The organism is Pandoraea sp. PE-S2R-1, from assembly GCF_002179865.1.
Taxonomy (GTDB): Bacteria; Pseudomonadota; Gammaproteobacteria; order Burkholderiales; family Burkholderiaceae; genus Pandoraea.
In genome coordinates this window covers 127,328-148,542 of the sequence record NZ_NGUR01000016.1, presented here as the reverse complement: position 1 = coordinate 148,542, position 21,215 = coordinate 127,328, and the positions used below count along the sequence as shown (strand labels likewise).

Here is a 21,215-nt window from a genome sequence, read left to right as displayed (position 1 = left end):
ATCGCAGTCCCATTGAAACTCGCCATTGTGGGAGTCGCTCGTACGGCGCCTTCGTTAATTGGCGTGGAGGTTTTGCATTTGCGCCAACGCTTTGATCAATTCAGAAATGTCCGTCACTCGAAGCGACGCAGGCCCACCAGAATTGCGCTTTGGCTCTTAGTCAAGCGTCGTACTTTGCGGCGCGCGGGCCATTCTCGATACCGGGCTTGGATATGCAAAGCAAACAACGTGGTGTCTTCCTGATCGGTGCGACGATTGCCGTCGCCATCGTCGGCATGCTGCTGACACTCTGGATGAATCAGACGATGCAGGAGATGCGCATTAAGCGCGCCGAGAATATCGGTGCCTCGCTGCAAGTGATTGGCGAAGGCGTGCAGTCGTTTATCGTCAAACACCACGGAGAGATCGGCAAAGCGTTCGATGGCACTGCGCCGGTACCACTTGAGGACATCAAGGGTCTGAGCGTCGACGTCCAAAGCGAACCCGACGCCGGTTCCGGCCGGATATTGCGGTTGCGAATCGGCGCCGCCAATCCTGCCGAGCCCACCGCAGCAGACATCATTCGCATCATGAAACTGCCGGGCGTCGGCGATAAGCCACCGATGCTGGCGAACGCCGATTACGTCATCCGGATTTTCAGGCGAACGGGCGAGCGCGACATCCACGCGATCATCTTCATCAACCGGCCCCTGCGGCGCACCTACGGCACCGATACCGACTGGAACATGATGAGCACGGCGGTTCGCCAGATCGGCGTTCATGGCGGTTTTTCCAAACCGGAGAGTCCGGACAGGTTCACCTTTCCCCTCACCCCATCCTCCGACACCAACACCCCGAACGACTTGCCGAATCCGACGCCCGGCGCCGGCCTGCTCGCCATACGTGCGGGCTATTTGCTGAGTCCGCTGAACAGCTTTCTGCGTCGGGATGGTTCGCAGGCGATGCAGGGGGATCTACAGATGGGGGGAAAGGAAATTGTCGGCATCAAAGCGATTACCGGCGAGGGGCGACGGCTGACCGTCAAAGGGCAACTGACATCCGAAGAGCAGATCGTTGCCCAACAAGGCATGGAGGCATCCGGCGGCAACGTACTGGTGGGCCCGACGGCGCAGCAGTTGCTGACCAATCGTCTGGCTGCGGAAGCCGATGCAGGCGCCTCCGGTCATCTCGCCACGCAGGGATGGGCGATCGCCGGCAAAGGGATTGCCTCTGGGAAGGACGTCGTCGCGGCGGGCAAGGTTCAGGCAACCGGCGATATTGAGAGCCTCGGCGGCAACGTTATCGCCTCGCGCAGCATCATCGTTGGCAAATCAAAACTGGATCACAGCACCCTTACACTGGGCGCCCCGATTGACCTGCGCGACAGCCGATGCAGTCCGGTCGGGCAAATCGGCAGAGACTCGCAAGGCATGTTCTATACGTGCCAGAACCATGCATGGGCCTCGCTCAAGGGCGAGCGCGGCTATCAAGGCAACAAGGGGGACTCGGGTCGCCAAGGCGACACGGGCCCGATGGGGCCGGCGGGGAGACAAGCCACGACAAAGCCGCCTCGAGTCACGTATTACAAGAGCGACAACGGGTGTGTAGGTAGTGCTGCATCGTCAATCGCCCGTTCGCTCGGCATGCATCACCTGTGTGCCGTCTCAGCGATCATTGCAACCTGCGGTGGCAGTTACAACCCGAAAGTGCAGGTCATGCCTAAGGATGCATCCCCCTTCGACAAGCGATCCTATACCGACAAACGCGAATGGGTCAGCTATGTCGCCGAAGTCGAAACATCAGAGGCGGTCTGCCTCGATTTCGACTGACAATTCCCAAATCCCAAGGTGCAACCCGAATATTGACACCGGTTGCACCCACCTGAAAACCCGGTTACGATGCCGCCATTCACCCCGCTATGGGTGTCATGTTTTCGCGTCATCAGGTAACCCTCCATGGCTAACACCACTCTCGGCGTCAAGGTCGACGACGTTCTGCGCACCCGGCTCAAGACGGCCGCCCAGCAAATCGAGCGCACCCCCCACTGGCTCATCAAACAGGCGATCTTTGCCTATCTGGAGCGTATCGAGAGCGGCACACTGCCGCCGGAGCTGAACGGTGCAACCCACGCGGGCACCGAAGTCATCGATGGCCTGAACGGCGACGACACTGCGGCGCACCCCTTCCTCGAATTCGCCCAGAACGTGCAGCCCCAGTCGGTGCTGCGCGCCGCCATCACCGCCGCCTACCGCCGCCCCGAGCCGGAATGCGTGCCCGTGCTGATCGGCCAAGCCAAGCTGGCCCCGGCCACCGCCTCGTCGGCCTCGGCCCTCGCCCGCAAGCTCGTGGTCGCCCTGCGCGGCAAGAGCACCGGCGGCGGCGTGGAAGGCCTGATTCACGAATTCTCGCTGTCCAGCCAGGAAGGCGTCGCCCTGATGTGTCTGGCCGAAGCCCTGCTGCGCATTCCCGACAAGGCCACCCGCGACGCCCTCATCCGCGACAAGATCAGCAAGGGCGACTGGCACGCCCACATGGGCAACTCGCCGTCGATGTTCGTCAACGCCGCCACGTGGGGCCTGATGATCACCGGCAAGCTCGTCACCACCACCAGCGAAGCGGGTCTCACCAAGGCCCTCACGCGCCTGATCGGCCGTGGCGGCGAACCCCTCATCCGCAAGGGTGTGGACATGGCCATGCGCCTGATGGGTGAACAGTTCGTCACCGGTGAAACCATCTCCGAAGCGCTCGCCAACAGCCGCAAATACGAAGCCCAAGGCTTCCGCTACTCGTATGACATGCTCGGTGAAGCCGCGACGACCGAAGAAGACGCGCAGCGCTACTACGCCAGCTACGAGCAGGCCATTCATGCCATCGGCAAGGCCTCGGCCGGCCGTGGCATCTACGAAGGCCCGGGCATCTCGATCAAGCTCTCGGCCCTGCACCCGCGCTACTCGCGCAGCCAGCACGAGCGCACGCTCACCGAGCTGCTGCCGCGCGTGAAGTCGCTGGCCCTGCTGGCACGTCACTACGACATCGGCCTGAATATCGACGCCGAAGAAGCCGACCGCCTCGAAATCTCGCTCGACCTGCTCGAAGCCCTGTGCTTCGACCCGGATCTGGCCGGCTGGAACGGTATCGGCTTCGTGGTGCAGGCGTATCAGAAGCGCTGCCCGTTCGTGATCGACTTCATCATCGATCTGGCCCGCCGCAGCCGTCACCGCATCATGGTGCGTCTGGTCAAGGGCGCTTACTGGGATACCGAAATCAAGCGCGCACAGGTCGACGGCCTCGAAGGCTATCCGGTCTACACCCGCAAGATCTACACCGACGTGTCGTACATGGCCTGCGCGAAGAAACTGCTCGCCGTGCCCGACGCGATCTACCCGCAGTTCGCCACGCACAACGCCCACACGCTCTCGGCGATCTACCATCTGGCCGGTAACAATTACTACCCCGGCCAGTACGAGTTCCAGTGCCTGCACGGCATGGGCGAGCCGCTGTACGAAGAAGTCACCGGCCCGATCTCGGCGGGCAAGCTGGCCCGTCCGTGCCGCGTCTACGCGCCGGTCGGCACGCACGAAACGCTGCTCGCGTATCTGGTGCGCCGCCTGCTGGAGAACGGTGCAAACACCTCGTTCGTGAACCGTATCGCCGACGAAACCGTCAGCGTCGACGAACTGATTGCCGACCCGATCACCGAAGCCGAGAAGGTGCAACCGCTGGGCGCCCCGCACGCCAAGATTCCGCTGCCGCGTGAGTTGTACGGCACGTCGCGCGCCAACTCGTCGGGCTTCGACCTCTCAAACGAACACCGCCTCGCCTCGCTGTCGTCCGCCCTGCTGGCCAGCGCCGGTACGCCGTGGCGCGCCGCCCCGATGCTTGCCGACGGCGAGCGCGTGGAAGGCACGCCGCGCTTCGTGCGCAACCCGGCCGACCTGCGCGACACCGTGGGTCAGGTGATCGAAGCCACGACGCAAGACGTCGATGCCGCCCTCGCCCACGCCGTCGCTGCCGCCCCGATCTGGCAAGCCACGCCGGTGGAAGAGCGCGCCGACTGTCTGATGCGTGCCGCCGATCTGCTTGAAGCGCATATGCCCACGCTCATGGGCCTGTGTGTGCGTGAAGCCGGCAAGTCGCTGCCGAACGCCGTCGCCGAAGTGCGCGAAGCGGTCGACTTCCTGCGCTACTACGCCGCGCAGATCCGTCAGGGCTTCTCGAACGACACGCACCGCCCGCTGGGCCCGGTGCTGTGCATCAGCCCGTGGAATTTCCCGCTGGCGATTTTCGTGGGGCAGGTCTCGGCAGCACTGGCCGCCGGTAACCCGGTGATCGCCAAGCCGGCCGAACAAACGCCGCTGATCGCCGCTGAAGCCGTGCGCCTGATGCACGCCGCCGGCATTCCGGCAGGTGCGCTGCAACTGTTGCCGGGCACGGGCGAGACCGTGGGGGCTGCCCTCGTCGCCGACGCCCGCACCAAGGCCGTGATGTTCACCGGTTCGACCGAAGTGGCCCGCATCATCGCGCGCACGCTGGCTGAACGACTCGACGCCAATGGCCGTCCGATTCCGCTGATCGCTGAGACCGGCGGTCAGAACGCGATGATCGTCGACTCGTCGGCCCTGCCGGAACAGGTCGTGTACGACGTGCTGGCCTCGGCCTTCGACTCGGCCGGTCAACGTTGCTCGGCACTGCGCGTGCTTTGCTTGCAGGACGACATCGCCGACAAGACGCTGCACATGCTCAAGGGCGCGATGCAGGAACTGGCGATCGGCAACCCGGACCGCCTGTCGATCGACGTCGGCCCGGTGATCGATGCCGAAGCGCAAGCCGGTATCACCCGTCACGTCGAGCAGATGCGCGCCAAGGGCTTCCCGGTGGAACAACTGCCGCTGCCGGACGCCGCTCGTCACGGCACGTTCGTGCCACCGACGCTGATCGAACTGACCGACCTGAAGGCGCTGCAACGCGAAGTCTTCGGCCCGGTGCTGCACGTCATCCGTTTCAAGCGCGCGCAACTCGACAAGCTGCTCGATCAGATCAACGGCACCGGTTATGGCCTGACGTTCGGTGTGCATACGCGGATCGACGAAACCATCGCCTACGTGACCGAACGTGCCCATGTCGGCAACGTCTACGTGAACCGTAATGTGATCGGCGCCGTGGTCGGTGTGCAGCCGTTCGGCGGTGAAGGTTTGTCTGGGACGGGTCCGAAAGCCGGTGGTCCGATGTACCTGCCGCGCCTGTTGGCGACGCGTCCGGCTGCCCTCGCACCGGAACTCAACCGCAACGAGTCGGCCCTGTCGCCGCTGGTTAGCTATCGCGACTGGCTGCATCAAGCCGGTCAATCGCAAGCCGACAGCGCGGCAGCGATCCATCGCGTCGACCGCTATCTGGCCACATCGGCCCTCGACGCCACGGCCGTCCTGCCGGGCCCGACCGGCGAGCGCAACACCTACGGTCTGGAGCCGCGCGGTCCGGTGCTGTGTGTGGCCGCCACGCCGTTTGGTGCTCGCACGCAATTGGCCGCCGTACTCGCTACGGGCAACACGGCAGTGTTCGCCGACAGCGCTGTCGCTCGCGATCTGGTGGGCGCGTTGCCTGCGTCGATCAAGGGCCGCGCTGCGGTGCTGGCCGCCGGTGTCGATGCCGCCGCAGAACCGTCGCTCGCCGCCGTGCTGTTCGAAGGTGACAGCGACGAGCTGCGCGCCCTGAACCGCCGCATTGCCACGCGTAACGGGCCGATCCTGTCGATGCAAGGCCTCGCCCCCGAAGCCCTCGCCGCAGGCGACGACTACTCGCTGGAGCGCCTGCTCTGCGAGCGCTCGGTGTCGGTAAACACCGCTGCGGCCGGCGGTAACGCCAACCTCATGACCATCGGCTGATCCGTTAGTCACGCCGGCAGGTCACGCGCCTCGCCCGTCTCGCATCCGCGGGGCGCGCGAGGCGCGATTCGTTTCTGCGCCCGCGCTCGCGGGCGTTTTCGTTTGCGCGCGATTGGCCGCGCTTGTCAGCGCGTTCGTCACGTCTTTTTCCTACGTTTACTGCGTCCGTACGTGTTCCCCGTAGTCAAGCGGGTCGCACGCATTCGCGGTATCGTCGCGCCCTCCCCCGACATCCGAAATCGGAATCCGTAACCGCCTTTGTGCGGTCAACCTGTGCCGGCGACACGTATCGCCGGCCGCTGCCGTCGCCGGCACGCGCCAACGCGTCTTTTGTCATGCCGGGAGATGCCTCCGCACGTGCCACGGCGCCGGTCAAGGAGGCTTCATGTCCCTTTGGAATCCCACGGCGGTGACCTTCACCGTCTATTTACTGCTGATGCTCGGCATCGGCTGGCTCGGCTATCGGGCAACGCACAATCTCTCCGACTACATCCTCGGCGGGCGCCGTCTCGGCAGCTTCGTCACCGCCCTCTCTGCCGAGGCCTCCGACATGAGCGGCTGGTTGCTGCTCGGCCTGCCCGGCGCCATTTATGCCGGCGGCCTGTCGGGCGTGTGGATTGCCGTGGGCCTCGCGATCGGTGCGTGGGCCAACTGGCATCTCGTCGCCGCACGTCTGCGCGTGCACACGGAGCAGTGCGGCAACGCGCTCACATTGCCCGAATACCTCACGCACCGGTTTGGCGACGGCAGCCACGTGCTGCGCATCGTGACCGCGCTCGTGATCCTGATCTTTTTCACAATCTATTGCGCGTCGGGCGTGGTCGCAGGCGCGCGCCTGTTCGAGACGATGTTCGGACTCGATTACCGCACTGCGCTGTGGATCGGGGCGCTCGCCACGATTGCCTATGTCTTCATCGGCGGCTTTCTCGCGGTGAGCTGGACCGACACCGTGCAGGCCTCGCTGATGTTCGCGGCGCTGGTGGTCACCCCGATTGCCGTCATCGCACTCGACGGCAGCCCGGCAGCGGCGGTTGCGGCCGTGACCGCCGTGCATCCGACGCATACCGACTGGTTTGGCGATCTCGCGCCGCTCGGCGTGATCTCGATGCTCGCGTGGGGCTTGGGCTACTTCGGCCAGCCGCACATTCTCGTGCGCTTCATGGCAACGCGATCCGCTGCGGCCATCCCCAAGGCGCGGCGCATCTGCATGACGTGGATGGTGTTGTGTCTGGTCGGCGCCGTCGCGGTCGGCTTCTTCGGACTGGCGTTCTTCAGCGCGCGACCGGATCTCGCGGCCAGCGCAGGCGTGGCCGCCAACCCGGAGACGATTTTCATCGCCCTCACCACACAACTCTTTGCGCCGTGGCTCGCCGGCATTCTGCTGGCAGCGATTCTGGCCGCCGTGATGAGCACGCTCTCATGCCAGTTGCTCGTGTGCGCCAGTGCGCTCACCGAAGACCTCTACAAGACGTTCGCCCCCGGACACGTCAGCCAGCGCCGCCTCGTGTGGATTGGCCGGGCGATGGTGCTTGCCGTTGCCACCGTGGCAGTGCTGCTGGCGCTCGACCCGAACAGCCGTGTGCTGGGCATGGTGAGCTATGCGTGGGCCGGCTTCGGCGCCGCTTTCGGCCCGCTGGTGCTAGCCACGTTGCTGTGGCCGCGCGTCACCCGTAACGGCGCGCTGGCAGGCATTGTGGTCGGCGCGGCAACGGTGCTGATCTGGAAACAGTTCGGCTGGTTCGATCTGTACGAAATCCTGCCCGGCTTTGCGCTGGGCGGTCTGGCATTGATCGTCGTGAGCCGTCTCGACCGGGCGCCATCCCACGAGGTGGTGGCCCGCTACGAGGCCGCCGAGCAGCGTCTTCGCGACATTCAGGCCGGCCGGGAGGAAGACGCGGTGCCCGACACCCCGGCGGCGCAACCTTCGCCATAACCCGGTAGCACCTTCCATCGGAATATGTCCCTCTTGACCGGCGTGCGTAGCCATCCAATACTGCCGCGTCGGGCGCATTGTGCGTTTGATACAGATTGAATGCCGTCTCACGGCCAACCGGCGCGTGGCAGATGGCATCCCACGACAGGCGGGCCGCGGCGATCCCGCAGGCCTGCCACTCAACGACATACACATGCAAGGAGAGGGTTGATGCAATCGAAGCTTACGCTCAGCGCATTCGCGGTCGCAGGACTGATCGCGTTCGGCAGCGCCGCAAACGCGCAACAGGCGCAGGAAGTGAAGCTGGGTTTTGCTGCACCGCTCACGGGCGCTCAGGCGCACTACGGCAAGGACATGCAAAACGGCATCCAGCTCGCCATTGACGAGTACAACGCCACCAAGCCGACCATCGAAGGCAAGCCGGTGAAGTTCGTTCTGCAAGCCGAAGACGACCAGGCCGACCCGCGTCAGGGCTCGCTGGTGGCCCAGAAGCTGGTCGATTCGAGCATCAAGGGCATGCTCGGCCACTTCAACTCCGGCACGACGATTCCCGCCTCGCGCATCTACGCACAGGCCGGCATTCCCGAAATCGCCATGGCCACGGCACCGGAGTACACCAAGCAAGGGTTCAAAACGACCTTCCGCATGATGACGTCCGATATTCAGCAGGGTTCGGTCGTCGGCAACTTTGCCGTCAAGAAGCTGGGCTTCAAGAACATCGCCATCGTCGATGACCGTACGGCCTACGGTCAGGGCCTCGCCGCCGAATTCAAGAAGGCCGCGCAGGCCGCCGGCGGCAAGATCGTGCGCGAAGAGTCGACCACGGACAAGGCCGTGGACTTCACCGCCATCCTGACCAACATCAAGCGCTCCAACCCCGACGTCGTCTTCTACGGCGGTGCCGACGCACAAGCCGGCCCGCTCGCCAAGCAGATGCGCCAGTTGGGCATCAAGTCCACGCTGATGGCCGGCGAAATGGTCAAGTCGGACGCCTTCCTGAAGCTCGCCGGCGATGCAGCAAACGGTTCGGTGGTGTCGCTCGCCGGCCTGCCGCTCGACAAGATGCCGGGCGGTGCCGCTTACGAGTCGCGCTACAAGGCCAAGTTCGGCGCAGCGCCGGAAACGTACTCGCCGTATGCCTATGACGGCGCGATGGCCATGATGTCGGCCATGAAGAAGGCCAACTCGACCGACCCGGCGAAGTACCTGCCGGCGCTTGCCAAGACCGGCATGCCCGGCGTCACTACGCGTGAGCTCGCCTACGACAGCGTGGGCGATCTGAAGAACGGCTCCATCACCGTCTACAAGGTTGTCGACGGCAAGTGGACCGTGCTCGAGACCGTCGGCGGCAAGTAAGTCCTCCACCGTCCGGTAGCAACGCAAAAAGGGCTGACGATCACTCGTCAGCCCTTTTTCTATCTGCTGCGACGTAACGTATTACGTCTGATGCCCTACGAGGCGTCCGTCACCGCCGTCGGCAACGATCCTTGCGGCGGCACGGGTTTCGCAGCGCCGACGCTGGCCTGCGCCGGCCAGACATCCTTCGGCAGACGCGCCCGCAGTTCCGGCGGCAGCGACTCGTGCGTGAAGACCGGCTCGGCAATCCCCGCCTTGCGTTGTGCCGCGTAGTCACGCCATGCGGCGTGGGCGTACTTGGCGAGCATCGCGATGGCAACCAGATTGATGAAGGCCATCAACGCCGCGCCCACGTCGGCAAAACTCCAGACCAGCGGCAAGCTCGCCACCGAGCCCAACATCACCGCGAGCAACACCAGCGCGCGGAAGATGTGGAAACACCACGGACGCCGCGTCATGAAGTCGAGATTCACTTCGGCATACGCGTAGTTGCCCAACACGCTCGAATAGGCGAGGAAGAATACCGTCACGCCCGTGAACATGATCGCCCACTCGCCGAAGTGCGCCGCCAGCGCACGCTGCGTGAGCACGGCCCCCTCTGCCACGCCACCGACTTCGTATTGCCCCGAGAGCAGAATCATGAAGGCTGTGGCCGAGCACACCACGATGGTGTCGAAGAACACGCCGAGCATCTGCATCAGGCCCTGTTGCACCGGGTGCTTCGTGGTGGCCACCGCCGCCGCATTCGGTGCGCTGCCCATCCCGGCCTCGTTCGAAAAGAGGCCGCGTTTCACACCCATCAGCACCGCCTGACTCACCGCGTAACCGGCCACACCGCCGGCCGCCTGTCCCAGCCCGAACGCGTGATCGACGATCAGCGAAATCATGGCCGGAATCTTGTCGTAGTTGACGATGCAGACATAGGCCGCCAGTCCGAGATAGATCAGCGCCATGACCGGCACGATCCACTGCGCCACGCGAGCAACGCGCCGCACGCCGCCGTAAATGATCGGTGCCGTCATCAGCACCAGCGTGATGCCGATCCAGATGCGCGACCAGCCGAACGACGCTTCGAGCGTTTCGGCAATCGAGTGCGACTGCACGGAGTTGAAGGCGAAACCGAACGTGAACAGCAGCGCCACGGCGAAAACGATGCCGAAGGTGCGCGAACCGAGTCCGATCTGGATGTAATACGCCGGGCCGCCCCGGAAAGTCTTGTCGCGATGCGGCACCTTGAAGATTTGGGCGAGCGTCGATTCGACGAAGGCGGACGCCATGCCGAGCAGCGCCGTCATCCACATCCAGAAGATGGCACCGGGGCCACCAATGGTGAGCGCGACGGCCACGCCCGCGATATTGCCGGTGCCGACACGGCTCGCCAGCCCGGTCGCAAACGCCTGAAACGGCGAGATGCCGGTGGGGCTGCCCGAACTGCGCAACAAACTGATGCTGTGCCAGAGCGCACGCGCCTGAACCCCGCCGAAGCGAATCGTGAAGTACAACCCCGCGCCAAGCAACGCGACCACCAGCGGGTATCCCGACAACACACCGCCGATGGCATCGACCATCGATTTGAGCCATTGCTCCATTGCTGCGTCTCCTTTCGTTACCTGCGTATTAACGAACTGGCCCACAAAAAATGGGCGAAAAGACGGAGAGTGGCAAGGATTTGGCTCGAAAGGAGCAATCGGCGACGCACTTTAGGTTGATTCCCAAGCGCAATAAAAAAGCCGCGCGGCAAATACCGGGCGGCTCAAAAGACAAGGCAAGGAGACATCGACGACAAGGTTACCGCCGCAATATGTCGGTCATGTGACGGTCACGAAGCGACGGCCATCACATGCGCCGGCAGGACGGCGGCGAAGTGCACGCCCGGTGTCGCCGAGGCTCAGTCGTACATTGCACTCAGCACTCGACGATATTCACCGCCAGACCGCCGCGTGCCGTCTCCTTGTACTTCGTTTTCATGTCGGCGCCGGTTTCGCGCATCGTCTTGATGACGGAATCGAGCGAAACGTAGTGCGCACCATCGCCACGCAGCGCCATGCGCGCGGCGTTCACGGCCTTCACCGACGCCATGGCATTGCGCTCGATGCACGGAATCTGCACCAGACCGCCCACCGGGTCGCACGTCAGCCCAAGGTTGTGTTCCATGCCGATTTCAGCGGCATTCTCGACCTGCGCGACTGTGCCGCCCAACACCGCTGCCAGCGCACCGGCGGCCATCGAACAGGCCACGCCGACTTCGCCCTGACAACCCACTTCCGCGCCCGAAATCGAGGCGTTGAGCTTGTACAGAATGCCGATGGCACCTGCGGTCAGCAGAAAGTCGATCACGCCCTGATCGTTCGCGCCATGCACGAAGCGGTCGTAGTAATGGAGCACCGACGGGATAATGCCGGCCGCGCCGTTCGTGGGCGCCGTCACCACACGGCCGCCGGCGGCGTTCTCTTCGTTGACGGCCATCGCGTACAGGTTCACCCAGTCCATCACCGACAGCGGGTCGGAGAGCGTACGCTCGGCGCGCTGCGTCAGTTGACGGTACAGCTCGGGCGCGCGACGGCGCACGTGCAGCGGGCCCGGCAATTCGCCTTCGGCTTCCGGGTTGCCGATGCCGCAACCGCGCGTCACACACGACTGCATCACGTGCCAGATGTTGATCAGGCCCGTGCGGATGTCTTCTTCCTTGTGCCAGACCTTCTCGTTCTCCCACATCAGCTGGGCGATGGTCTTGCCGCTCTCGCGGCACATTTCCAACAATTCCTTGCCCGTGCGGAACGGATACGGCAGTTGATCGTGCGCCGCGAGCACCTGCGCATTCGAAGCCCCCGCCGTCACCACGAAGCCGCCACCCACCGACAGATAACGGCCTTCGCGCAACTTGTTGCCCGCACCGTCGAAGGCATGGAATTTCATGCCGTTCGGGTGCTCGGCCATCGCTTCGCGGCGGTAGAACACCACGTTCTCTTTCTCGATGAACGGCACGTCGTGCTTGCCCAGAATCGACAGCACCTTTTCACGGCGCAGCTTGGCCAGACGGTCCGCAATCGTGGCGGGGTCCACCGTGTCGGGGGCATCGCCCATGAAACCGAGCAGCACGCCCTTGTCGGTGCCGTGGCCCTTGCCCGTGGCCCCGAGCGAGCCGTACAACTCGGCGCGCAGCGACGCCACCTGCGGCAGCAAGCCGTCGCGCCCCAACCCCTGCACGAACATCAGCGCCGCGCGCATTGGCCCCACGGTATGCGAACTCGAAGGTCCGATACCGATCTTGAACAAATCGAAAACTGAAACGGCCATGGGGCTTTCCTGATTTTTTAGTACTGACTTGAGACTCGGCGAGCACCAACATGCTGGCGCATTCGCGTGACATCTATAGAGACAAAAAGGGGCCAGCAATGTTTCTGCCGGCCCCTTTTTATCGAGTTTTGCGACGTTTTTACTCGTAGTCGCTCATCGGGACGCAGGCGCAGAACAGGTTCCGGTCGCCGTACACGTTGTCGGCACGGCCCACCGGCGGCCAGTACTTACGCTCGCGCAGTGCCTTCACCGGGTACGCCGCCTGGCTGCGCGCATACGCGTGCGTCCATTCGTCGGCGGTCACGACTTCTGCCGTGTGCGGGGCGTGCTTGAGCGGGTTGTCTTCGCGATCGGCACGGCCTTCTTCCACCGCGCGAATTTCTTCACGAATGGTGACCATGGCTTCGATGAAACGGTCGAGTTCGTGCTTCGATTCCGATTCGGTCGGCTCGACCATCAGCGTGCCCGGCACCGGGAAGCTCATGGTCGGAGCGTGGAAGCCGAAGTCCATCAGGCGCTTGGCCACGTCGTCGACCGAGATGCCGCTCGTTTCCTTGAGCGGACGCAGATCGAGAATGCACTCATGCGCGATCAGACCGCCCGGGCCCGAGTAGAGCACCGGATAGTGCGGCGCGAGCTTCTTCGCGAGGTAGTTGGCGTTGAGAATCGCGGTCTCGGTGGCCGACGTCAGGCCGGTGGCACCCATCATCGCGACATACATCCACGAGATCGGCAGAATCGAGGCCGAGCCGTACGGCGCGGCCGACACGGCACCGATACCGTCGGCGTCGCGCGAGTAACCGGTCGAGCGCTGGTTCGGCAGGAACTGCGCCAGATGCGCGCCGACTGCGACCGGGCCGACGCCCGGGCCGCCACCGCCGTGCGGAATGCAGAACGTCTTGTGCAGGTTCAGGTGCGACACGTCGCCGCCGAACTCGCCCGGTGCGCACAGGCCGACCATCGCGTTCATGTTCGCGCCGTCGACATACACCTGACCGCCGTTCGCATGCACGATCTCGCAAATCTGACGCGCGCCGGCTTCGAACACACCGTGCGTCGACGGGTACGTCATCATGATCGCGGCCAGACGGGTGCGGTGCTGCTCGGCCTTCGCCTGAAGGTCGGCCAGATCGACGTTACCGTTGGCGTCGCATGCCACCACCACGACCTGCATGCCGGCCATTTGCGCCGACGCCGGGTTGGTGCCGTGAGCCGATGCCGGAATCAGGCAGATGTCGCGATGCGCTTCGCCACGCGAGGCGTGATACGCCTGAATAATCAGCAGACCCGCGTACTCGCCCTGCGAGCCGGCGTTCGGCTGGAGCGACACGGCCGCATAGCCGGTGGCCGCCACGAGCATTTGCTCGAGCTGGTCGATCATCGTGCGATAGCCCGCCGTCTGCGCCGTCGGCGCGAACGGGTGGATCTGACCGAACTCGGGCCACGTCACCGGCAGCATTTCCGAGGTGGCGTTGAGCTTCATCGTGCACGAGCCCAGCGGGATCATCGTGCGATCGAGCGCGAGATCCTTGTCGGAGAGGCTGCGCAGGTAGCGAAGCATCTCGTGTTCCGAGTGATAACGGTTGAACACCGGGTGCGTGAGATACGCGCTCTGACGCGCCAGCGCCGCCGGGAAGCCGTCGGCAATCGTGGCTTCGATGGCGTCGAAGTCGATCGAACCGGCGCTCTTGCCCAAGCCTTCGGCGAACACTTCCCACAACGCGATCACGTCATCGCGCGTGCTGGTCTCGTCGAGCGAGATGCCGACGATGTCCGCATCTTCGCGACGCAGGTTGAAGCGGCGCGCGACGGCAGCCGTGTGCACAGCGTCAGCACGGCCGGCGACCGGCACGGTCAGCGTGTCGAAGAACGTGGCATTGCGCGGTGCGGCACCCAGCTTCGCGAGACCGGCAGCAAGGACCGCCGTCAGACGATGCACGCGCGACGCGATGATGCGCAGGCCTTGCGGGCCGTGATACGCCGCATACATGCTGGCCATGATGGCGAGCAGTGCCTGTGCGGTACAGATGTTCGAAGTCGCCTTCTCACGGCGGATGTGCTGCTCGCGCGTTTGCAGTGCGAGACGCAGCGCGGGCTTGCCCTGCGTGTCGACCGACACGCCGACCAGACGGCCCGGCATCGAACGCTTGAGTTCGTCACGCGTGGCCAGATAGGCTGCGTGCGGGCCACCGAAGCCCATCGGCACGCCAAAGCGCTGGCTGTTACCCACGGCCACATCGGCGCCCCACTCGCCCGGCGGCGACAGCAGCGTGAGCGAGAGCAGATCGGCGGCGGCAATCAGCATGCCGCCGTTCGCGTGGATCGCGTCGGCCAGCGCGCGGTATTCGCGCACGTCGCCGCCCACGCCCGGGTACTGCACCAGCACGCCGAACGCATCGACGTCGGCAGCGGCGGCAACCGGCCCAACCTGCACTTCGATGCCCAGCGGCTTGGCACGCGTTTGCACCACTTCGATGGTTTGCGGCAGCACGTCGTCGGCCACGAAGAACGTGTTCGACTTCGACTTGCCCGTGCGCTTGACCAGCGTCATCGCTTCGGCGGCGGCGGTGGCTTCGTCGAGCATCGAGGCGTTGGCGATGGCGAGACCCGTCAGGTCGATCACCATCTGCTGATAGTTGAGCAGCGCTTCGAGACGGCCTTGCGAAATTTCCGGCTGATACGGCGTGTAGGCCGTGTACCAAGCGGGGTTTTCGAGCACGTTGCGCAGGATCACGCCCGGTGTGAACGTGTTGTAGTAGCCCTGACCGATGAACGACTTGAAGACCTGATTCTGGTCGGCCAGCGCACGCAGTTGCGCGACGGCTTGCGACTCGGTTTTCGGCGCGGCGAACTGGCCCAGTGCGGCGGCGAATTGCGGGCCGTCGCGGCGAATCGACGCCGGCACGACCGCGTCGATCAGTGCGGCGCGCGAGGCGTAGCCGAGCTCGGTGAGCATGGCTTGCTGTTCGGGACTGTCGGGGCCGATGTGGCGCGCAGAAAAGTTGTCGCGCTGTTCCAGCTCGGTGAGCGAGCGGCGCGGCTGATGCAGGTCGGTCATGGCATTCATGGGTCAGATCTCTCGTTCGGTCACGGCAAGTGACTACGGCAAGGTGTTGCTAAGCGTTGCTAGCGTGACTAAGCCCGGTGCGATGGCGACGATCGCCACCATCGCACCGGGCTTTCGGCTCGCGGGCTTAGGCGCCCGGGCCGGCGCTGTATTGCTCGGCGCTCAGCAGGCCGTCGAGTTCCTTCACGTCCGACGGCTTGATGCGGAACAGCCAGTTGCCGTACGGATCGGTGTTGACCTGCTCCGGCGAGCCAGCCACTTCGCTGTTGGTCTCGATGATCTCGCCGCCGATCGGGGCATAGATGTCCGAGGCGGCCTTGACCGACTCGACCACGGCGACTTGTTCCTGCGCCTTGACCGTGCGGCCGGTGTCCGGCAGCTCGATGAAGACCACATCGCCCAGCGCTTCCTGCGCGTGGTCGGTAATGCCGATGGTCACGGTGCCGTCGGCTTCGAGGCGAGCCCATTCGTGGGACTCGGCGTACTTCAGGTTGTCGGGGGTATTCGCCATGTGTGACGCTCCGGTTTCAGTATGGGGTGTCTTATTGAGAGTCTGTCGTGTCGCCAACCGCGTGGGTGTGCCCTTATCGCTCACGCCACCACGGCCTTGCCGTGACGCACGAACGGTAATTTGACCACACGTGCGGGCAATTGCTTGTCACGAATTTGTACGTGCACGAGCGCACCGTCGGCCACGCCCTTGGGCAGGCGCGCAAAAGCGATCGATTGCTGAAGGCTCGGGCTGAACGTGCCGCTGGTGATTTCACCGTCGCCGGCATCGGTCACCACGACCTGATGCGCACGCAACACGCCGCCCTTGCCGTCGAGCACCAGACCGGCGAAGCGCCACGTCTGGCCGCGCGTGAGCAGCGAATCCTTGCCGACGAACGTGCGCTCGCTTTCCTTTTCGACCGTCCAGCCAAGGCCGGCGTCGAGCGGCGAGGTGTCGTCGTCCATGTCCTGACCGTACAGGTTCATGCCGGCTTCCAGACGCAGCGTGTCGCGCGCGCCGAGGCCGGCCGGACGCACGCCGGCGGCGACCAGCGCCTGCCAGAGCGCCGCCACGTGGTCGGCATTGACGACGATTTCGAAACCGTCTTCGCCGGTGTAACCCGTGCGCGCAATCATCAATTCGCCGAACGGCGTGTCCTTGACGAAGGCGGCGTTGAAGGGCTTGAGCACTTCGCTCGCCGGCTGGCTGCCCGGCACTGCCTGCCAGGTCTTGGCGCGGGCGTTCGGGCCCTGCACGGCCACGATCGACAGGTCGCGGCGCGGCGTGATCGTCAGGCTGTAATCGCCGTGGGCGTTGAGCTGGCCGATCCAGGCCAGATCCTTGTCCGCGGTGCCCGCGTTCACGACGATGCGGAACCAGTCTTCAGCGATGAAATAGATGATGAGGTCGTCGATCACGCCGCCGCTCGGATTGAGCATGCAGGTGTAGAGCGCCTTGCCCGGGGTTTGCAGCTTGTCGACGTTGTTGGCGACGGCGAAACGCAGGAATTCGCGGCAGCTCGGGCCGTGCAGATCGACCACGCACATGTGCGAGACGTCGAACATGCCGGCGTCGGTGCGAACGGCGTTGTGCTCTTCGATCTGGGAGCCGTAGTTCACGGGCATGTCCCAGCCGCCGAAATCGACCATGCGGGCGCCGGCGGCGCGGTGCGTTTCGTTGAGCGGAGTGCGTTTGAGATCGTTCATCGAGGCCTCAGGATCCAAGGGTTTCGGAAATACAGTGTCCGAAAATGCAAAAAGGGGTCATCTCGACGACCGGCACCTGCGCTGCGAGCGTGTGCGAATGCACTTGCCCGGCGCGATGCCAGTTGGCGAGATGACCCCTCTGTCCTTGGTACCTGAGAGATTGCCCGGTGCTCGGTGTTGACCGAGACAGCCGGCCCCTTCGGTGGGCTGTCTGCATGACGAAAGTCACGCCACAGCCGCTCTCCAGAGATCGAAGGCGAAGCCTTCGGCGCGGACGGTCCTTGATGCCTGAGAGTTTGTGGGTATTACCCCTTCGGCGGCGCCAGCATGTGCTTCCCGGCGCGCTCTCCCGACCGCGTTCGCGCACTTTACGGGGAAAGCCGGGGGCTGTCAATTTGACGAAAAACCGCTAGTGCGACTCCCCGGGATTCACCCCGGCCGGACAACCGTCTCGACCCCATCGTCCGTTACAGACCGCCCAGATGCAGCGCTGCTTCGGCACGACTTCGAACCACCGGTACTTGTCGCACTGCGCGAGCGCGGCGGCGATGGTCGTGGCCGCACCAGCGGCCGACGCGGCCGTCGGGCTGGACGCCGTGACGGGTGGACGCGCAGCCCCGGCTGCGGCAATCGGACCGATGTCGTTGTTGTCGAGATGCGCGGGCAGGTCCGGGTTGGCCACCGGCCGCGCGGTATTCGTAGCATTCGCCGCATCGCGACGGCTGAGCAACGTCATCATGTCGTCCGGGGCAGGCGCGGGCGGTGTCAGTGCTGCGGTCGCGGCGGCGGTCAGTGCAGCGGTGGCCGCAGATGCCGTCATTGGCGGGGCCGACGCCACGTCCGCTTCGGCGCCTGACGCGGCGGCATCGACCGCGGCCAGTACCTGCGCGCGGGCCAGTAACGCCGATTCCGCACTGCTGGCGGCACTGGGGGCCGTCGCGCTCACATCGCCCGACGCATTGATCGGGGGAGCGTTACTACCGTTATTGAATGGGGCGACGACGATGGCGTCCGGCTTGGGCGTCGGGTCGACATAAGGCGCGCGCAGATTCCACCAGATACCGACGAGCGCGATGGCGGCGAAGACGGCGGTGCCCAGCACCAGCGCGCCATTGATCCAGCCGGGTTCGCCGTCACGCCGGCGCTGTTCCCGGCGCTCGCGCCGTGTCAGACGGCGGTTCTCCGAAGGCGGGACAGACGCGTTAGCTGAGGCAGATGCGGAAGTCTCACTCACGGTCGCCGCCGTGACCGGCACATCGGCGGCACCGGATGCACTGAGCACACCGCTCCCCGTGGACGCCAGACTGGCCTCCCGAAAGCCCGGTTCGGCATCTGCAAGGGGCGCACCGCACTGTTTGCAGCGCAGCGCACTCGTCGCATTGTTCGTCCCACAGGTTGGACATTGCACGGCGACCTCACCACGATGGCAACGTTTTTTATTATAGGCACCCCCCGTGCGTGGACGCCAGTCATGGCGGCCGTTGCGTCACACAGCGTCGCGCTAGCCCCACAGTTCAGGCGCTGCGGCCCGTCACCGGGCCTGTCACCGTTGCCGCCATCGCCGCGTCACAGACGCGCGCACGCCCCATGTTAGACTTGCCCACCTCCTGCGCGAGCCCGACGAGGTGCCCTCGCGAGCACCCGGCCAGCCGCCGCCTTCATCCCCTTCGTTTCACACCATGTCGTCCTTTCCGCTCAATCCTGCCCAGAACGAAGCCGTGCGTTATTTCGACGGCCCCTGCCTCGTGCTGGCCGGTGCCGGCAGCGGCAAGACGCGCGTCATTACGCAGAAAATCGCGTGGCTGATCGAGACCAAGGGGTTCGAGCCGAAGCACATCGCCGCCGTCACCTTCACGAACAAGGCCGCCGCTGAAATGCGCGAGCGCGTGGCCAAGCAGCTCGAAGGCAAGACGCTCACCACGCCCGGCAAGGAAGGCCGCAAGGTTCCCGTCAATCAGTTGACGATCTGTACGTTCCACTCGCTTGGCGTGCAGATTCTGCGCCGCGAGGCGGAGAACGTCGGCCTCAAGCCCCAGTTCTCGATTCTCGACTCGGACGATTGTTTCGGTCTCATTCAAGAACAGTTGGGCACGACGGACAAGGGGATGATTCGCGGCGTGCAGACCGCCATCTCGCTCTGGAAGAATGCGCTGGTCACGCCCGAGACGGCGCTGGCCGCCGCCGAGACCGCCGACGAGCATCAGGCCGCGGTGGTCTATCGCAACTACATGGCCACGTTGCAGGCGTATCAGGCGGTCGACTTCGACGATCTGATCCGTCTGCCCGCCGAGTTGTTCGCGCGCGACGAAGAGGTGCGTGAGCGCTGGCAGAACAAGCTGCGCTATCTGCTGATCGACGAGTATCAAGACACCAACACCTGTCAGTACCTGCTGCTCAAACTGCTCGCCGGCCCGCGCGCGGCATTCATGGCCGTGGGCGACGACGATCAGGCGATCTACGGCTGGCGCGGCGCCACGCTCGATAACCTCAAGCAATTGCAGGTCGACTTTCCCACGCTGAAAGTCATCAAGCTGGAGCAGAACTACCGCTCGACTTCACGCATCCTGACGGCGGCGAACAACGTCATCGCCAAGAATCCGAAAATCTTCGAGAAGAAGTTGTGGAGTGAGCACGGCCTCGGCGATCCGATTACCGTCACGCCGGCCAATGACGAAGAACACGAGGCCGAATCGGTCGTATTCCGGTTGTCGGCCCACAAGTTCGAGCGGCGCGCAGAGTTTCGCGACTACGCGATTCTGTATCGCGGCAATCACCAGGCGCGCATCTTCGAGCAAGTGCTGCGCCGCGAGCGCATTCCCTATGTGCTGTCGGGCGGCCAGTCGTTCTTCGACAAGGCCGAAATCAAGGATCTTTGCGCCTACCTCCGGTTGCTGGCCAACCCGGACGACGATCCCGCGTTCATCCGCGCGGTGACCACACCGCGCCGGGGCGTGGGCAGCACCACGCTCGAATCGCTCGGCGGGTTTGCCGGGCAGGCGAAGGTGTCGCTGTTCGAGGCGGTCTACATGGGCGCCGTCGAAGCGCGCTTGCAACCGCGCCAGCTCGAACCGCTGCGGGCGTTCTGCGATTTCATTCAGCGCATTGCCGCACGCGCAGCCCGCGATCCTGCCAATGAGGTCATTGATGACCTGATGGCAGGCATTCACTACGAGGCCTATCTTTACGACACGTTCGACGAGCGTCAGGCGCAGGCGCGCTGGACCACGGTGCTCGAATTTCTCGAATGGATGAAGCGCAAGGGCACGCGCGGCACGGCCGATGCGGCGACCGGACTGGATAATGCCGAGGACATCGACGACGACGCCAAGAGCCTGATGGAGCTCACGCAAACCATCGCACTGATGTCGATGCTCGAAGGCCGCGACGGCGACGATCCCGATGCGGTGCGGCTGTCGACGCTGCATGCGTCGAAGGGTCTCGAATATCCGCACGTGTTCCTCGTCGGCATGGAGGAAGGCATTCTTCCGCACATTCGCGAAGATGAAGAAGTCACTGCGGAGAAGATCGAGGAAGAGCGCCGGTTGATGTACGTGGGCATTACCCGCGCGCAACGCACGCTGCAATTGTCGTGGTGCAAGAAGCGCAAACGGGCGCGGGAAACGTACACGTGCGAAGTCTCGCGGTTCGTACCCGAAATGCAACTCGACGAAGCGCCGCCACCGCCACCGGAAGACGCCCCGATGTCGCCGAAGGATCGGCTCGCCAGCCTCAAGGCGATGCTGGCAAGCGGCACGAACAAGACGCCGCAATAAAACACCCCCGCCTGAACAGGCACCCTCGCAATCACCCCGCCGTAAACGAATCGCCCCCCGCGTACGGGGGGCTGGCCTGAGGATTCAGCAGCGTCCGGCCGGGGCTGTCGGCGGCGGCGGATCGCGCAGTAAAGCAAGGCTTGCTGCTATTTGCCACCGCCCGTAGACGTCTGGCCACACGCGATTGCCGGACTCGACGCCACCATCGCGCCTGCCAGACCGGCGAAACC

General features: G+C 64.5%; 11 protein-coding genes and 2 riboswitches. Of the genes, 5 read left to right on the top strand and 6 right to left on the bottom strand.

What is annotated here, in order from left to right; translation table 11 throughout:
• The first annotated feature begins 206 nt into the window (after positions 1 to 206).
• The 4 genes from CDV44_RS23370 to CDV44_RS23355 all read left to right on the top strand — a co-directional run bounded on the left by CDV44_RS23370 (position 207) and on the right by CDV44_RS23355 (position 9,150).
• Positions 207 to 1,808 (top strand): hypothetical protein, encoded by a 1,602-nt coding sequence (locus CDV44_RS23370; RefSeq protein ID WP_141118794.1) that lies wholly within the window; start codon positions 207 to 209, stop codon positions 1,806 to 1,808.
• Between the two features lie 126 nt (positions 1,809 to 1,934).
• Entirely contained in the window at positions 1,935 to 5,861 is a 3,927-nt protein-coding gene (gene putA / locus CDV44_RS23365) for a trifunctional transcriptional regulator/proline dehydrogenase/L-glutamate gamma-semialdehyde dehydrogenase (RefSeq protein WP_087690996.1), read from the top strand.
• A 385-nt stretch (positions 5,862 to 6,246) separates the two neighbouring features.
• A complete protein-coding gene (gene putP, locus CDV44_RS23360; RefSeq protein ID WP_087690994.1) occupies positions 6,247 to 7,794 on the top strand; it encodes a sodium/proline symporter PutP in 1,548 nt (515 codons plus the stop codon).
• 210 nt (positions 7,795 to 8,004) lie between these two features.
• Positions 8,005 to 9,150 (top strand): branched-chain amino acid ABC transporter substrate-binding protein, encoded by a 1,146-nt coding sequence (locus CDV44_RS23355; RefSeq protein ID WP_058376511.1) that lies wholly within the window; start codon positions 8,005 to 8,007, stop codon positions 9,148 to 9,150.
• Between the two features lie 95 nt (positions 9,151 to 9,245).
• Here the strand turns inward: CDV44_RS23355 and CDV44_RS23350 are convergent, their stop codons facing one another.
• From CDV44_RS23350 to CDV44_RS23325, 6 genes are all read right to left on the bottom strand, one after another.
• Entirely contained in the window at positions 9,246 to 10,739 is a 1,494-nt protein-coding gene (locus tag CDV44_RS23350) for a sodium:alanine symporter family protein (RefSeq protein WP_087690992.1), read from the bottom strand.
• A 316-nt stretch (positions 10,740 to 11,055) separates the two neighbouring features.
• The gene (locus tag CDV44_RS23345; RefSeq protein ID WP_087690991.1) at positions 11,056 to 12,447 is read right to left on the bottom strand and encodes an L-serine ammonia-lyase; all 1,392 of its coding nucleotides are present in this window, start codon (positions 12,445 to 12,447) and stop codon (positions 11,056 to 11,058) included.
• Positions 12,448 to 12,586: 139 nt separating this feature from the next.
• Positions 12,587 to 15,514, bottom strand: a complete 2,928-nt coding sequence (gene gcvP, locus CDV44_RS23340) for an aminomethyl-transferring glycine dehydrogenase (protein ID WP_087690989.1) — start codon at positions 15,512 to 15,514, stop codon at positions 12,587 to 12,589.
• A 127-nt stretch (positions 15,515 to 15,641) separates the two neighbouring features.
• Complete coding sequence (gene gcvH / locus CDV44_RS23335) at positions 15,642 to 16,025, bottom strand: glycine cleavage system protein GcvH (RefSeq protein WP_087690988.1); 384 nt, start codon at positions 16,023 to 16,025, stop codon at positions 15,642 to 15,644.
• 80 nt (positions 16,026 to 16,105) lie between these two features.
• On the bottom strand, positions 16,106 to 17,212 hold the full coding sequence (gcvT, locus tag CDV44_RS23330; RefSeq protein ID WP_087690986.1) for a glycine cleavage system aminomethyltransferase GcvT: 1,107 nt from the start codon (positions 17,210 to 17,212) through the stop codon (positions 16,106 to 16,108).
• A gap of 129 nt (positions 17,213 to 17,341) precedes the next feature.
• Positions 17,342 to 17,469, bottom strand: a riboswitch (glycine riboswitch).
• 8 nt (positions 17,470 to 17,477) lie between these two features.
• A riboswitch (glycine riboswitch) is annotated at positions 17,478 to 17,574 on the bottom strand.
• A gap of 47 nt (positions 17,575 to 17,621) precedes the next feature.
• A complete protein-coding gene (locus CDV44_RS23325) occupies positions 17,622 to 18,494 on the bottom strand; it encodes a hypothetical protein (protein WP_087690984.1) in 873 nt (290 codons plus the stop codon).
• A 397-nt stretch (positions 18,495 to 18,891) separates the two neighbouring features.
• On the opposite strand from CDV44_RS23325, the gene CDV44_RS23320 reads away from it, so the two are divergent.
• The gene (locus CDV44_RS23320; protein ID WP_087690982.1) at positions 18,892 to 20,985 is read left to right on the top strand and encodes a UvrD-helicase domain-containing protein; all 2,094 of its coding nucleotides are present in this window, start codon (positions 18,892 to 18,894) and stop codon (positions 20,983 to 20,985) included.
• Positions 20,986 to 21,215 lie beyond the last annotated feature (230 nt).

Bases quoted from the DNA above. Each gene is read 5' to 3' on its own strand.
- CDV44_RS23350 (WP_087690992.1), bottom strand. From the start codon at position 10,739: ATGGAGCAATGGCTCAAATCGATGGTCGATGCCATCGGCGGTGTGTTG.
- CDV44_RS23355 (WP_058376511.1), top strand. From the start codon at position 8,005: ATGCAATCGAAGCTTACGCTCAGCGCATTCGCGGTCGCAGGACTGATC.
- putP (WP_087690994.1), top strand. From the start codon at position 6,247: ATGTCCCTTTGGAATCCCACGGCGGTGACCTTCACCGTCTATTTACTG.
- gcvH (WP_087690988.1), bottom strand. From the start codon at position 16,025: ATGGCGAATACCCCCGACAACCTGAAGTACGCCGAGTCCCACGAATGG.
- CDV44_RS23345 (WP_087690991.1), bottom strand. From the start codon at position 12,447: ATGGCCGTTTCAGTTTTCGATTTGTTCAAGATCGGTATCGGACCTTCG.
- CDV44_RS23320 (WP_087690982.1), top strand. From the start codon at position 18,892: ATGTCGTCCTTTCCGCTCAATCCTGCCCAGAACGAAGCCGTGCGTTAT.
- gcvT (WP_087690986.1), bottom strand. From the start codon at position 17,212: ATGAACGATCTCAAACGCACTCCGCTCAACGAAACGCACCGCGCCGCC.
- putA (WP_087690996.1), top strand. From the start codon at position 1,935: ATGGCTAACACCACTCTCGGCGTCAAGGTCGACGACGTTCTGCGCACC.
- gcvP (WP_087690989.1), bottom strand. From the start codon at position 15,514: ATGAATGCCATGACCGACCTGCATCAGCCGCGCCGCTCGCTCACCGAG.